We start from the raw sequence: 14,754 nt of genomic DNA, 5'->3' as shown, positions 1-14,754 counted from the left end.
GTCAGCCGAGCGATCGTCGATGGCCGATCGGCGGCGGCCCTAGAAGCCGAAGTCTCCGCCGCCACCGAAATCGCCACCCGAGTCGCCCCAGCCGCCGTCTCCTCCCCAGCCGCCCTCGTCTCCGGCACCCGCTCCGGCGTCGCCTCCCTCGCCGGACGCCATGTCGGCTCCGGCATCGGGGAGGAACGCGTCGGCGACCAGGGAGCCGATCGCGAAGCCTGCGATCGTTCCGAGCATCGACGTCGCGAGGACGCCTCCGAAGCCCATTCCGCCTCCCCCGGCGAACCGACGTTCCATGAAGCCCGGCTGACGCAGCTCGCTACGGGTCGCCGACTGCGCCAGAGTGCTCGGAGAGTCGTCGCGCGGCGCGTCCCCCACGGGCGCGTTTTCGCTGAGCTGACGGAACACCTGCTGCCGCTGCTCGGGCGTGAGCTTCTCGAAGGCCTCGCGATGCACCTGCTCGAGCGCTTCAGGGGGCGCGGTGCGCAAGAGATAGCGATAGCGCTCGATCGCGATCTCGTCCTCGCTACGGGCCGAACGGCCCGGGGGCGTGCCGTACGCCGGAGACACTCCGGCATCGGAGGCGGCAGGCGCTCGACGCGCGCCCTCGGGCTGCTCGTCGCGGCCCAGCAGTCGGTCCAGGAATCCCATGATCTCCTCCTCGGCGCCACGACGTGGGGCGCACAGCGCAACCGTAGGCCCCGCACCGCGGCTGCCGCTGAGCGTTCTCTCAGAGGAAGCGGTGGAAGCCGAGCCGTCTACTTCTGCTTCGGGATCACGATCCACAGGATGAGGTAGGCGATGATCTGCGGCCCGGGAAGAAGGCACGAGAGCACGAACAGCAGGCGCACCACGAAGGGGCTCCAACCGAAGCGGCGGGCGAGAGCGGCGCAGACGCCGGCGATGATCTTGCCCCGACGGGGGCGCACGAGAGTAGCCATGACTCCACTCTGGCGGACCGCGCCTGTGCGCGGCATCCGGGTAACCCCCGCACTCGCGCCGACAGCTCAGCGACGGCCGCCGGCGCCGACCGTGATCGCGTCCCCCGCGTCAGCCGGCCGCGCGCTCCAGGACGAGCTCGCGGACGCGGGCCGCGTCGGCCTGACCCTTCATGGCCTTCATCACGGCGCCGATCACGGCACCCGCGGCCTGCACCTTGCCGTCGCGGATCTTCGCGAGCACGTCGGGCTGCGAGGCCAGGGCCGCGTCAATCGCCTCGATGAGCGCCCCGTCGTCCGACACGACGGCGAGCCCGCGGGCGTCGACGACCTCCTGCGGGGTGCCCTCTCCGGCGATGACGCCCTGGAGGACCTCGCGGGCGAGGCGATCGGTCAGGGTGCCGCTTTCGATGAGTCGGGCGAGCTCGGCGACCTGGGCCGGTGTGACGAGAGCCGAAGGGTCGCCTCCCGCGACGTTGGCCAGCCGGGCGATCTCGCCGGTCCACCATTTGCGTGCGGCCTGCGGGCTCGCGCCGGCGGCGACGGTCTCGGCGATCTCGAGGAGCAGACCGCTGTTGGCGACGTCCTGGAACTCGAGATCGGTGAAGCCCCAGTCGGCCTTGAGCCGACGGCGGCGGACGGCGGGCTTCTCGGGGAGCGCGGCGCGCAGCTCCTCGATCAGCTCGGCGCTCGGCACGACCGGCAGCAGGTCGGGCTCGGGGAAGTAGCGGTAGTCGTCGGCATCGCTCTTCGGGCGCCCCGCGGACGTGCGGCCCGTGTCCTCGTGCCAGTGGCGCGTCTCCTGCGTGATCGTGCCGCCGGCTGCGAGGATCGCAGCCTGCCGCTGGATCTCGTAGCGCACGGCGCGCTCGACCGAGCGCAGCGAGTTGACGTTCTTGGTCTCGGTGCGCGTGCCCAGCTTCTCTTGGCCGAGCGGGCGGAGGGAGACGTTGGCATCGCAGCGCAGGTTGCCGCGCTCCATCTTGGCGTCGGAGATGCCGAGGGCGAGCACGATGTCGCGGATCGTGGCGACGTAGGCCTTCGCATACTCGGGGGCACTCTTGCCGGCGCCATAGATCGGCTTCGTGACGATCTCGACGAGGGGAACTCCGGCGCGGTTGTAGTCGACGAGCGAGTACTCCGCCCCCTGGATGCGGCCGGTCGATCCGCCCACGTGCGTGAGCTTGCCGGCGTCTTCCTCCATGTGGGCGCGCTCGATCGGAATCTCGACGAGCGTGCCGTCGGCCAGCTCGATCTCGACGGAGCCCTCGAAGGCGATCGGCTCGTCGAATTGCGAGATCTGGTAGTTCTTCGCGAGGTCCGGGTAGAAGTAATTCTTCCGCGCGAAGCGGCTCGACGGCGCGATGGAGCAGCCGAGCGCGAGGCCGAGACTGATCGAGTAGCGCACGGCCTGCTCGTTGACGACGGGAAGAGAGCCCGGGAGACCGAGATCGACCGGGGTGACGTTCGTGTTGGGCTCGGAACCGAACTCGTTCGGTGCATCCGAGAACATCTTGGTCTTCGTGTTGAGCTCGACATGCACCTCGAAACCGAGGACCGGCTCGAAGCGCTCGAACACCTCGTCGTAGTCCATGAGGGCAGGGGCGGACGTGTGCGCGGAGGCCATCAGACGGCACCTTCCTCGGTGGCGGAGAGCACGGAACGGGCGAGATCGGGCGCCTTCGCGAGCAGAGGGTGGCCCCATTTCTCTTCGAGGAGCGTCTCGAGCGCCCCGCCGACGGTGTAGAGGCGGACGTCGTGGCGAGCCGGCGCGAGGAACTGGATGCCGACCGGCAACCCATCTTCGTCGGCGAGGCCCGCCGGCACCGAGATGCCCGGAATGCCGGCGAGGTTCGCCGGGATCGTCGCGATGTCGCCGCGGTACATCGCCAGCGGGTCGTCGAGCTTCTCGCCGAGGCGATAGGCGGTCGTCGGGGCGGTGGGAGAGGCGATGACGTCGACCGACGCGAAAGCCGCGTCGAAGTCGCGCTGGACGAGCGTGCGCACCTTTTGGGCGCTGCCGTAATACGCGTCGTAATAGCCCGCCGAGAGGGCATAGGTGCCCAAGATGATGCGGCGCTTCACCTCGGGGCCGAAGCCCTGTCCGCGCGTGGCCGCCATGACCTGCTCGACAGTGCCTCCGCCGGGAGGAGCGACCCTGAGACCGAAGCGCACCGAGTCGAACTTGGCGAGGTTGCTCGAGGCCTCCGCGGGGAGGATCAGGTAGTAGGCGGCGACGGCGTGCTCGATGCTCGGCGCGCTGACCTCGACGATCTCCGCTCCGGCTCCCTCGAGCACCGCGAGGGCCTCGTGGAAGCGAGCAAGCACGCCGGGCTGGAAGCCCTCGCCTCCGTCGAGCTCGGTGAGCACGCCGATGCGCAGGCCCTTCACGTCGGCGCGTCGCACCGCGTCGGCGAACGACGGCCAAGAGTCGCGCAGTGAGGTGGAATCACGCGGATCGTGGCCCGCGATCACGTCGTGCAGGAGCGCCGAGTCGAGGACGGTGCGCGAGACCGGGCCGATCTGGTCGAGGCTGGAGGCGAGCGCGATCGCTCCGTAGCGCGAGACGCCGCCGTAGGTCGGCTTCACGCCGACGGTGCCGGTCACGTGAGCGGGCTGGCGGATCGAGCCTCCGGTGTCGGAGCCGAGCGCGAGCGGGGCTTCGTAGCTGGCGACGGCGGCCGCGGAGCCGCCTCCCGAGCCGCCCGGGATGCGGTCGAGGTCCCACGGGTTGTGCGTGGGACCGTAAGCCGAGTGCTCGGTGGTCGAGCCCATCGCGAACTCGTCCATGTTGGTCTTGCCGATCGGCACAAGACCTGCCTCGCGGACCTTGCGCATGACCGTCGCGTCGTAGGGCGGGCGCCAGCCCTCGAGGATCCGTGAGCCGCCAGTCGTGGGCATGTCGTTCGTGACGATGACGTCCTTGACGGCGAGCGGGACGCCGGCCAGGGGGTGAAGGGTCTCGCCCTCGGCACGGCGACGGTCGATGGCCTCGGCCGTCGTGAGAGCGGTAGAGGAGGCGACGTGCAGGAAGGCGTGCACGGCACCGTCGACGGCGTCGATGCGCTCGAGGTGGGCGCGGGTCACCTCGACGGAGGAGATCGAGCCCTCGCCGAGTCGTCCGGCGAGGGCGGAGGCGCTCAGGCGGACGATCTCGTCGCCATGCGCGCTCACTGCTCCTCCCCCAGGATCGCCGAGACCTGGAAGCGGCTGCCGTCGTGCTCCGGCGCGCCGGAGAGCGCCTGCTCGAGGGTCAGCGTCTCGCCGACGACATCGGCTCGGAACACGTTCTCGAGCGGGAGGGGATGGCTCGTCGCCGGTACCTCGGGGGTGGCGACGGCCTGCACCGCGCGCACGGAGTCGACGATCTGGCCGAGCTCGCGGGTGAGGTTCTGGACCTCGTCCTCGGTGAGGTCGATCCTGGCCAGCTGGGCCAGATGGGCGACCGTATCGGCCGTGATCTCGGACATGCGTCTCCGTCTGGTGGTTCGTGAGGATTCGGCGGTCAGTCTACCGGGGGCCGCGGAGGCCTACGGCGGCGGGGCCCGCTCAGGACGACGCCGGCTCGGCCGTGGTCGGAGGGGTGCCCGCGGTCTCGGCGGCAGGCGCCTCCTCGAGCGGTGGGAGCGCCAAGGGACCCTCGGTCACGAGAAGGTGGAACTCGGCGGCCGTGATGATCCGCACGCCGAGCTGCTCGGCCTTGCCGAGCTTGCTGCCGGCGCCCGGGCCCGCGGCGACGTAGTCGGTCTTCTTCGAGACGCTCGAGCCGGCCTTGCCTCCCGCGGCCAGGATCGCCTCTTGCGCTCCCTCGCGGGAGTAGCCCTCGAGCGAGCCCGTCGCGACGACCGTGAGCCCGGCGAGCACTCCGCCCGCCGCATCGGCGGCTCCCGGACCGGGGTGCCCCGGGGTGGCGAATCGTACGCCGGCCTCCGCCCAACGCTCGACGATCTCGACGTGCCAGTCGACCTCGAACCAGGCCAGCAACGCGTCGGCGATGATGCCGCCGACTCCATCGACGGCCGCCAGCTCGTCGCGACTCGCCGCCCGGATCGCCTCCAGCGACCCGAAGTATCCGGCCAGGGCACGCGCGGCGACGGGGCCGACATGGCGGATGCTGAGGGAGACGAGCAGGCGCCAGAGCTCTTTCGTCTTCGCCCGCTCGATGTTCTCGATGAGCCGCAGCGCATTGGTCGAGGGCACCGAGGAGACGTCGCCCGCGAACGACGCGGCCTCAGGGTCGAAGGCGCCGTCTTTGGCGAGCTGCCGCTTGCGCTTGAACGGCGTGACGACCTTCGGCTCGCCCGAGGCGTCGAGCTTCTGCAGCCCCGTCTCGGAGTCTCGGACCACGACCTCGATCGGAAACAGGTCGGCCACCGTCAGCTCGAAGAGCGCGGCCTCGGTGCGCAACGGCGGTTCGGCGGGCACCAGCGGCTGGGTGAGCGCCGCGGCGCTCACCTCGCCCAGTGCCTCGATGTCGAGGGCTCCGCGGCTGCCGATGTGCTCGACGCGCCCCCGTACCTGCGCGGGGCAGGACTTCGCGTTGGGGCAGCGGAGATCGACGTCGCCTTCTTTGGCCGGAGCGAGGGCGGTGCCGCACTCGGGGCACCGCGTCGGCATGACGAACTCGCGCTCGCTGCCGTCTCGCAGCTCCACGACCGGGCCGAGCACCTCCGGGATGACATCACCCGCCTTGCGCAGAACCACCGTGTCGCCGATGAGCACACCCTTGGCGCGCACGACGTCGGCGTTGTGGAGGGTCGCCTGACGGACCTCGGATCCGGCGACCTTGACCTTCTCCATCTGCGCGAACGGGGTGGCCCGGCCCGTGCGGCCGACGCTCACCACGATGTCGAGGAGCCTCGTGTGCACCTCCTCAGGAGGGTACTTGTAGGCGATCGCCCAGCGCGGCGCCCGGCTCGTGGCGCCCAGCTCGTCGTGCAGGGCGAGCTCGTCGACCTTGACGACGACTCCGTCGATCTCGTGCTCAACCGAATGGCGCTCACGGCCGTACCTCTCGACGAAGGCGAGGACCTCGTCGACCGACTCCGACACGCGATTGTGCGCACTGACCGGGAGGCCCCAGGACGCGAGCAGCCCGTAGACCTCGGACTGGGTCGCGACAGGCGGATCGGGCCACGCGCCGATGCCGTGCACGTAGAGGGCGAGCGACCCGACCCGGGCCTCGCCCGCGCGAAGGTCGAGGCCCGCCTTCTTGTCGAGCTGCTGGCGCAGGCCGCCGCTCGCGGCGTTCCGCGGGTTGGCGAAGGTGGGGAAACGGCGCAGCGCGCTCAGCCGCGCCTTTTCGTCGTCGAACTCGCCGCGGGTGGAGGCGGGACGTGCTGCCCAGCGGGCGCGCGTCTCTGCGACCGCCTCGTCGCGCAGCGACTCCTGCAGGCGGTTGAGCGCCTCGAAGGCGGCGACCGGGATGAACACCTCGCCGCGCACCTCGACGAGGGCGGGGTGGCCCTCGCCCCCGAGATGTTCGGGGATGCCCGCCACCCGCAGGGCGTTGACCGTGACGTCTTCGCCGGTGCGGCCGTCGCCGCGGGTTGCCGCCGTCACGAGGCGACCGTGCTCGTAGCGCAGAGAGAGGGCCAGGCCGTCGATCTTGAGCTCGGTGAGCCAGCGGATCGGGCGGGCGGAGGAGGCGACCGTCTTCTCGCACCACTCGCGCAGCTCCTCGGCCGAGAACACGTTGTCGAGCGAGAGCATCCGCTCGGCGTGGTCGATGGGAGCCAAGCCCGCGCCCACGATGCCGCCGACGGTCTGGGTGGGCGAGTCGTCGCGCGCCAGCTCGGGGTGTTCGGCCTCGAGGGCGGCGAGCTCGTGCACGAGGGCGTCGTACTCGGCATCGGACAGCGGCGACGCATCCGCCGCGTAGTAGCTCTCGCCCGCCGCCCGGATCTGCGCGCGCAGCTCGTCGACGCGGGAGGCCGCGCTCACCGGGCCACCGCGGCGCGCGCCGCCACCGCGTCTGCGGGGACCGTGCGGTCGATGGTGCACTGGCCCAGCACGCGAGTGCCGAGGTACACGACGGCCGTCTGACCGGGGGCGACGCCGTCGAGAGGAGAAGCGGGGGTGATCACGAGCTCCACCCTGCCATCGACCTCCGACACTCGGGCCTCCGCGGGTACCGGGTCGGCGTGCGCGCGGATCTGGACGTGGCAGGCGAACGGCATGGACGCCTCCTCGGGGGCCGAGCCGGCCCACGTGAAGCGCTCGCCGGCGATCTCGCCGATGCGCAGAGCCTCCCGCGGACCCACCACCACCTCGTTGCTCGTCGGGCGCACCTCGAGCACGAAGCGCGGGCGACCGTCGGGCGCAGGGACGCCGAGGTGCAGCCCCCGCCGCTGGCCGACAGTGTAGCCGTGCGCGCCGTCGTGCGTGCCGACGACCGCGCCGTCGCGATCGAGGATCGCGCCCGCCTCCGGCGTCACGCGCTCGGACAGCCACCCGCGCGTGTCACCATCCGGGATGAAGCAGATGTCGTAGCTGTCGGGCTTGCTCGCCACGCTCAGGCCGCGCTCGGCGGCTTCGGCGCGGACGAGCGCCTTCGACGGAGTCGAGCCGAGCGGGAACATCGAGTGAGCGAGCTGCTGGGCCGTGAGGACGCCGAGCACATACGACTGGTCCTTCGCGGCATCGCTCGCACGGTGCAGCTCGAGCGCGCCGTCCGCGCCGCTGCGGAGGGACGCGTAGTGGCCGGTGCAGACGGCGTCGAATCCGAGATCGAGCGCCTTCTCGAGCAGCGCGGCGAACTTGATCCGCTCGTTGCAGCGCATGCAGGGGTTGGGGGTGCGTCCGGCCGAATACTCGGCGACGAAATCGTCGACCACGTCGACCTTGAAGCGCTCCGAGAAGTCCCACACGTAGTAGGGGATGCCGAGGACGTTCGCGGCGCGTTGCGCATCCATCGAGTCCTCGATCGTGCAGCAGCCGCGACTGCCGGTGCGCAGCGTGCCGGGCATTCTGCTCAGCGCGAGATGCACGCCGACGACCTCGTGCCCCGCCTCCACCGCTCGTGCCGCGGCGACCGCCGAGTCCACTCCACCGCTCATCGCCGCAAGAACCTTCACCGGAGAAGTCTACGAGCGAGCGGCCACCCGCGAGGAGCTCTGGCCGGATCGCGCGCCGGCCTCCCGTGTTCGGGCACCCTCGGGGCGGGTACGCCGCTCAGCGCGCGGGCAGCACCGTGCGGTTCGAGAGCCCTGCCCGAGAGGCGCGGGCGTACGCCTCCGGCAGTGCCGCGTGCAGCGCATCGACATCGGAGGCGGTGGAGGTGCGGCCGAGCGTCAGCCGGAGGACGCCGCGCGCCTCGTCCTCGCTGCGACCGAGGGCCATCACCACGTGCGAGGGCTCGGGGATGCCCGCGGTGCACGCCGAGCCGGTCGACACCGAGAGGCCCGCCTGATCGAGGAGGAAGAGGAGCGAGTCGCCCTGGGCCCCGGGGAAGCTGACGTGCGCGTTGTTCGAGACGCGACGCCCGGAGTCGAGGGGCGGCCCGGTGAGGGTCGCACCGGGAACCGCGGCCAACACTCCCGCGACGAGACGGTCGCGGAGGGCGGCGACACGCGGAAGCTCCTCGGGCAGCTCGGCGACGGCCTCCGCGATCGCGACGGCGAGGGCGGCCGCGCCTGCGACGTCCTGAGTGCCGGAGCGGATGCCCCGCTGCTGGCCGCCTCCGTGCAGCAGCGGCACCACCTGCGCCGCGCGGCCGAGCACGAGGGCGCCCGTCGCGACGGGGGCGCCGACCTTGTGGCCCGAGACGCTCACGGCGACGAGTCCCGCTCCCCCGCGGGTTCCGGAGGCACGCCGCACCGCCCCGACGTCCACCGGGAGGTGGCCGAGCGCCGCGACGGCATCGAGGTGCAGGGGCACTCCGGCCTCTGCGCAGACGGAGGCCAGCTCGACCACCGGTTGGATGGTGCCGATCTCGTTGTTCACCCAGAGCGCCGTGACGAGCGCCACTGACTCGGGGTCGCGGGCTATCGAGGCAGCCAGCACCTCCGGATGCAGCACGCCCTCGGAGTCGAGCGGCAGCCAGTCGATCTCGGCACCCTCGTGCTCGGCGAGCCAGGCGGCGCTGTCGATCGTCGCGTGGTGCTCGCCCTCGGGAACGAGGACGCGACGTCGCGCTGGGGCCGCTCCCACCCGCGACCAGTAGAGGCCCTTGACGGCGAGATTGATCGCCTCCGTCCCGCCGGCAGTGAGCACGATCTCGATCGGCTCGCAGCCCAGCGCGTGGGCTATCGTCGAGCGGGCGTCCTCGAGCCGGCGCCGGGCCTCCTGGCCAGCGCCGTGCACGGAGGAAGGATTGCCCGCGTGGGCGGACGCCTCAGCGAACGCGGCGAGCGCGCTCGGTCGCAGAGGCGTCGTCGCGGCGTGGTCGAGGTAGATCACGACAGCCCCTCCTCCGCTCGCCGAGAGAGGTCGGCGGCGCTCACTACTGTATGTCGCATGACCTCTCACGATCCTTTGGACCGGCTCGGCGTCACCGTGGACGACGAGGGAGGCGAGCTGCGGGTGTGGTCCGAGAACGCGCACGCGATCGACCTGCTCCTCTACGACGAGAAGGACCCGAGTTGGATCACACGCACGGTGCCTCTCGTGCGCGGCGACGCGGCGGTGTGGTCGGCGAGTTCCGAGCTGCTCACCCCCGGGCGGCGCTACGCCCTGCGCGTGGACGGTCCGAAGGGCCCGCGCCACCGTTTCGACCCCGGCCGTGCCCTCCTCGAACCGTACTCGCGGGGGCTGTACCGGGTCGCCGAGAACGAGTGGCGCTCGGTCGTCGTCGACGACTCCTTCGAGTGGGGCACGTCGACGCGCCCCAAGACGCCGCTGGCGCAGTCGGTGATCTACGAGGCGCACGTCAAGGGCCTGACCAAGCTCAATCCGGCGCTCCCGGTGGGACTGCGCGGCACCTACGCCGGACTCGCGCACGAGTCGACGGTCGCTGCGCTCCTCGAGCTCGGCGTCACGGCGATCGAGCTGCTCCCGGTGCACGCCTACCTCTCGGAGCAGCGCCTGCTGCGGCAGGGACTGAGCAACTACTGGGGCTACAACACCCTCAACTTCTTCAGCCCGCACGCCGGCTATGCCTCGACCGCGGCCCAGCGCGGAGGTCCGACGGCTGTCCTCCGCGAGTTCAAGGGCATGGTCAAGCTGCTGCACGAAGCGGGTCTCGAGGTCATCCTCGACGTCGTCTACAACCACACCGCCGAGGAGGGGCCGGACGGGCCGATGTCGAGCCTGCGCGGCATCGACGACGCGAGCTACTACCGGCAGACGGTCGAGGGCCACTACGTCGACGTGACCGGATGCGGCAACACCATCGACTTCGGCCGGCCGGCCGCCCAACGGCTCGTGCTCGATTCCCTGCGCTACTGGTCGGGTGAGCTGGGGATCGACGGGTTCCGGCTCGATCTCGCCGCAACCCTCGGCCGCGACGAGATCGCTCACTTCCGCCCCGACCACCCGCTGCTGCGCGCGGCGGTCGAGGACCCGGCTCTCGCCGACGTGAAGATGATCGCCGAGCCGTGGGACGTGGGCATGGGCGGTTGGCAGACCGGCAACTTCCCGAGCGGCTGGTCGGAGTGGAACGACCGCTACCGCGACCGGGCCCGCAACTTCTGGCTCTCGGACATCGACTACGCCCGCCGCGCCGGCACGGCTCCGGTGGGCATCGGCGGGTTCGCGACGAGGCTCGCCGGGTCCTCCAACACGTTCTCGGCGGAACGCGGCCCGCTCGCCTCCGTGAACTTCGTCACGGCGCACGACGGATTCACGCTCGCAGACCTGGTCTCGTACAACGTCAAGCACAACATCGGCAACGGCGAGTCGAACCGCGACGGAGCCGACCAGAACCGCTCCTTCAATCACGGCTTCGAGGGCCCCACGACGGACGAGGCCATCACGCGCGCCCGACACAAGGCCATCCGCAACCTGCTGGGCACCTTGCTGCTCTCGGCGGGCGTCCCGATGATCACGGCGGGCGACGAGGCGGGACGCAGCCAACGCGGCAACAACAATGCCTACTGTCAGGACTCCGACCTGACCTGGCTGCGGTGGGAGGGGCTCGCCCCGTGGCAGCTCGCCCTGCGCGAACACACCCGGACGCTGATCCGCCTCCGCCGCGAACACCCGGCCCTGCGCCCCTCGCACTACGCCCGCGAAGGCGAGGAGGTCGCCGGTGCGAGCACCATGCGCTGGTTCGACGCGCACGGGCACGGGATGTCGGAGCACGACTGGACCTCGGCCGCGAACCGCACCCTGCAGTATCTCGCGGCGGCGACCGAGGCGGATCCCTCCGGCGCCCCCCGGACCGACCGCGTGCTCCTCGTCGTGCACGGGGTCGAGCACGACACGAGCGTCGTCCTCGCCGAAAGCGACGGAGTCACGGGCTACACCCGTCTCTGGAACAGCGAGGAGACGGAGCCCCTCGAGCACGGCGAGTCGTTCGATCCGGGGCAGATGATCCGGGTCGGCGGCACCTCGATGCAGCTCTTCGTCGCGCACGGGGGCGGGGAGACGGCCTGATGGCGTCTCTCCGTGGACCGGGCACCCCGGCCACGCTCGCGCTCGCGGCGGCGGGCATTCGTTTCGTCCCTCGGGAGTACCGACACGATCCGTCGGCCGGCAGCTACGGCCTCGAGGCGGCGGAGGCGCTCGGCGTCGAGCCCGAGCGCGTCCTCAAGACGCTCATGGTCGACGCCGACGGTGAGCTGGTGGTGGGCATCGTGCCGGTGACCGGCTCGCTCGGTCTCAAGGAGCTGGCCGCGGCGGTGGGGGCGCGGCGAGCCGCGATGGCCGATCCAGCGCTGGCACAGCGCCGCACCGGCTACGTGCTCGGAGGCATCTCGCCGATCGGACAGCGGAACCGTCACCGGACCGTGCTCGACGAGACGGCCGAACTCTTCGACACGGTGTTCGTCTCGGGAGGCAGGCGTGGCTTCGACATCGAGCTTGCACCCGCCGACCTGGTCGCGGCGACGGGCGCGCGGCTCGCCGACATCGCACGCTGATCGGCCGATCTCCTCCGTTCAGCCGGCGGTCGCCGCCAGTCCGAGCTCGGCCGACCGCGCGAGCAGGACATGTTTCGGCACGACCCGCACGGTGTAGCCGAACGACCCGCTGCGGTCCAGGGTCACGACCCCCGCGTACGTCACGCGACCCACCGCATCCGCCGGGACGACGACTCCCGACTGGGCGGCGAGCTCGAGCTCCTGGTGACTCACCTCGCTCAGCGACCCGTCGGCGGCCGCAGTCCCGTAGACGAGCTGCACGGTGACGTCCTCGGGCGACAGCTCGCCGAGGAGCACGCCCGCCCGCACGGCAAGCCGGTCGCCCCGCTGCGGCACCGCGTCGATGCCGCCCGACTCGACGGAGGCGACCGAGACGCCAGGCCAGCCCGCGCGCACCCTGCGCTTCCAGGCGGCGAGCTCCTTCGCGGGCTCGAAGTGGTCGGCGGCCACGGCGCGCGCCGCGAGCGCTGCCGGCGCGTAGAGCGCCTCCACGTACTGCCGCACCATGCGCTCGGCCGAGAGCTCGGGAGACAGCGTCGCGAGGGTGTGCCGGATCGACCGTACCCAGCGGCGCGGGACTCCGTCGTGGTCGCGCTCGTAGAACCGCGGGACGACCTCGGTCTCGAGCAGCTCGTAGAGCGCGTCGGCCTCGAGCGTGTCGCGCGCCGCGGGGTCGAGGGCCCGGTCGGAGGAAGGGATCGCCCAGCCGTTCTCGCCGTCGAAGTACTCGTTCCACCAGCCGTCGAGGATCGAGAGGTTGAGCGATCCGTTGAGTGCCGCCTTCATGCCGGACGTGCCGCACGCCTCGAGCGGACGCAGCGGGTTGTTCAGCCAGACGTCGGTGCCGGGGTAGAGCCGCTGCGCCATCGCGATGTCGTAGTCCGGCAGGAACACGATCCGCCGCCGCACGTCAGGCTCTTGGGCGAACCGGACGAGCCTCTGGATGAGTCGCTTGCCCTCCTCGTCGGCGGGGTGGGACTTGCCCGCGATCACGATCTGGATCGGATGCTCCGGATGCGTCAGCAGGGCGCGCAGACGCTCGGGGTCGTGCAGCATCAGGGTAAGACGCTTGTAGGTGGGGACGCGTCGAGCGAAGCCGATGGTCAGCACGTCCGGGTCGAGCAGCTCGTCGAGCCAGCTCGGAGTCAGACCTCCCGGGTTCTGCTCGCGCCACGACCGAGCCGCGCGTCGCCTCGCATCGGCGACCAGCTGCTCCCGCATGGCCCGCCGCGCGCGCCACAGCTCGTCGTCGCCGAGGGCACCGGAACGCCAGTCGGCGGCCGTCGTGTCGTCGGCGCCGAGCCGCTCCTTCGCCAGGGCACTCAGGATCGGATCGGTCCAGGTCGCGGCGTGGACGCCGTTCGTGACCGAGCCGATCGGGACCTCCGCCGTCTCGAAGCCCGGCCACAGGTTCGCGAACATCGAGCGGCTCACCTCGCCGTGCAGCGTCGAGACACCGTTCGAGCGCTGAGCCAGACGCAGACCCATGTAGGCCATGTTGAACACCTGGTCGGAGCCGTCGGGCGACTCCTCGCCCAGCGCGAGGACGTCCTCGACTTGCACGCCCGGGAGCAGCTCGGTCGAGAAGTAGCTCGCGACCAGCCCGCGGTCGAAGCGATCGATCCCGGCCGGCACCGGCGTGTGCGTCGTGAAGACGGTGCTCGCGCGCACCACCTCGAGCGCCTGGTCGAAGTCGAGACCCGCGCCGATGAGCGCCGAGATGCGCTCGAGCCCTTGGAAGCCCGCGTGCCCCTCGTTGGTGTGGAACACCTCCGGGAGCGCGGTCCCCGAGAACTCGGCCCACAGCTGCACCGCTCGTACTCCCCCGATGCCCAGAAGGAGCTCTTGGAGGAGGCGATGCTCGCCTCCTCCGCCGTACAGCCGGTCGGTGACCGAGCGCAACGTGCCCTCGTTCTCGGGGATGTCGGTGTCGAGCAGGAGGAGGGTGACCCGGCCGACCTCCGCCCGCCAGACGCGCGCGTAGAGCGCACGACCCTCGGGGAGCGCGAGGACGATGCGGGCAGGCGAGCCGTCGGCCCGACGCAGCACCCGCAGCGGCAGACCGTCGGGATCGAGCGAGGGATAGGACTCGAGCTGCCAGCCGTCGGCCGACAGCCCCTGCGAGAAGTAGCCGGAACGGTAGAACAGACCGACGCCGATGAGCGGCACTCCGAGATCGGAGGAGGCCTTGAGGTGATCGCCCGCGAGGATGCCCAGGCCGCCAGAGTATTGCGGCAGCGCCGCGGCGATGCCGAACTCGGGCGAGAGGTAGGCGATCGAGCGGGGCGCCGACTCCGGGAGCGACTGGTACCACCGCGGCTCGGAGCGGTAGCGCTCGAGTTCGTCGAGGAGGCGCCACGCGTCGTCGACGAAGCCGCGGTCGCCGGCGAGCTCGGCGAGGCGCTCGGGGCTCACGGCTCCCAAGAGCGCCGTCGGATCCGCTCCGCCACGGTTCCACAGCTCTGGATCGACGCGCTCGAACAGTCTCCTCGTCGGCTCATGCCAGGCCCAGCGCAGGTTGCCGGCCAGCTCGCCCAGCGCCGAGAGCTCGGGAGGAAGCACAGATCGGACGGTGAAGCGGCGGATCGCCTTCACGGCACTCCTCGACTCTCTACAGACGGGGTCTCTCGGCGGGGCGGGCTGCGACGTCGGCGGACGGGGCCAGGCCGGTCGCTTCCACGCCGGAGTGGGCGGGTCCGCACACCCTAGCGGACGTCGGGGACGAGAGATCTGCGGGCGGACGAGCGCTCCTTCCTCCCCGCTCGCAGAGGGCGTCGAGCGAGCTTGCACAGGCC

At 71.4% G+C, this 14,754-nt stretch carries 11 protein-coding genes; 2 read left to right on the top strand and 9 right to left on the bottom strand.

Translation table 11 applies throughout. The features are described 5' to 3' along the window. Positions 1 to 39: 39 nt before the first annotated feature. The 8 genes from ITJ45_RS06560 to ITJ45_RS06525 form a co-directional block, all read right to left on the bottom strand. Positions 40 to 651: a hypothetical protein gene (locus ITJ45_RS06560; protein ID WP_194608420.1), complete on the bottom strand. Its 612-nt coding sequence runs from the start codon at positions 649 to 651 to the stop codon at positions 40 to 42. Positions 652 to 758: 107 nt separating this feature from the next. Beyond that, positions 759 to 941 carry a PspC domain-containing protein gene (locus ITJ45_RS06555; protein WP_194608422.1) on the bottom strand — a complete coding sequence of 61 codons (183 nt, stop codon included), beginning with the start codon at positions 939 to 941 and terminating at the stop codon, positions 759 to 761. Between the two features lie 109 nt (positions 942 to 1,050). Continuing rightward, positions 1,051 to 2,565 carry an Asp-tRNA(Asn)/Glu-tRNA(Gln) amidotransferase subunit GatB gene (gatB, locus tag ITJ45_RS06550; protein WP_228493615.1) on the bottom strand — a complete coding sequence of 505 codons (1,515 nt, stop codon included), beginning with the start codon at positions 2,563 to 2,565 and terminating at the stop codon, positions 1,051 to 1,053. Further along, a complete protein-coding gene (gene gatA / locus ITJ45_RS06545; protein ID WP_194608424.1) occupies positions 2,565 to 4,112 on the bottom strand; it encodes an Asp-tRNA(Asn)/Glu-tRNA(Gln) amidotransferase subunit GatA in 1,548 nt (515 codons plus the stop codon). The genes gatB and gatA overlap by 1 nt, the downstream gene beginning before the upstream one ends. Next, positions 4,109 to 4,408 (bottom strand): Asp-tRNA(Asn)/Glu-tRNA(Gln) amidotransferase subunit GatC, encoded by a 300-nt coding sequence (gene gatC / locus ITJ45_RS06540; protein WP_194608426.1) that lies wholly within the window; start codon positions 4,406 to 4,408, stop codon positions 4,109 to 4,111. Before gatC ends, gatA begins: the two co-directional genes overlap by 4 nt. Before the next feature lie 79 nt (positions 4,409 to 4,487). Further along, positions 4,488 to 6,881 (bottom strand): NAD-dependent DNA ligase LigA, encoded by a 2,394-nt coding sequence (ligA, locus tag ITJ45_RS06535; protein ID WP_194608428.1) that lies wholly within the window; start codon positions 6,879 to 6,881, stop codon positions 4,488 to 4,490. Continuing rightward, a complete protein-coding gene (gene mnmA / locus ITJ45_RS06530) occupies positions 6,878 to 8,014 on the bottom strand; it encodes a tRNA 2-thiouridine(34) synthase MnmA (protein ID WP_194608430.1) in 1,137 nt (378 codons plus the stop codon). The genes ligA and mnmA overlap by 4 nt, the downstream gene beginning before the upstream one ends. Before the next feature lie 97 nt (positions 8,015 to 8,111). Beyond that, entirely contained in the window at positions 8,112 to 9,338 is a 1,227-nt protein-coding gene (locus ITJ45_RS06525) for a cysteine desulfurase family protein (protein WP_323742912.1), read from the bottom strand. Between the two features lie 57 nt (positions 9,339 to 9,395). Here ITJ45_RS06525 and glgX point away from each other — a divergent pair, with 57 nt between their 5' ends. Together glgX and ybaK are read left to right on the top strand one after the other, a co-directional pair. Further along, complete coding sequence (gene glgX / locus ITJ45_RS06520) at positions 9,396 to 11,474, top strand: glycogen debranching protein GlgX (RefSeq protein WP_194608433.1); 2,079 nt, start codon at positions 9,396 to 9,398, stop codon at positions 11,472 to 11,474. After that, positions 11,474 to 11,959 (top strand): Cys-tRNA(Pro) deacylase, encoded by a 486-nt coding sequence (gene ybaK, locus ITJ45_RS06515; protein ID WP_194608435.1) that lies wholly within the window; start codon positions 11,474 to 11,476, stop codon positions 11,957 to 11,959. The genes glgX and ybaK overlap by 1 nt, the downstream gene beginning before the upstream one ends. An 18-nt stretch (positions 11,960 to 11,977) precedes the next feature. On the opposite strand, the gene glgP is transcribed toward ybaK, so the two are convergent. Continuing rightward, positions 11,978 to 14,554 (bottom strand): alpha-glucan family phosphorylase, encoded by a 2,577-nt coding sequence (gene glgP, locus ITJ45_RS06510; protein WP_194608437.1) that lies wholly within the window; start codon positions 14,552 to 14,554, stop codon positions 11,978 to 11,980. Between the last annotated feature and the right edge of the window lie 200 nt (positions 14,555 to 14,754).

Origin of the sequence: Rathayibacter sp. VKM Ac-2879, from assembly GCF_015351245.1 — a bacterium.
Lineage (GTDB): Bacteria > Actinomycetota > Actinomycetes > Actinomycetales > Microbacteriaceae > Rathayibacter.
This window is presented reverse-complemented; position numbering and strand designations above follow the sequence as displayed.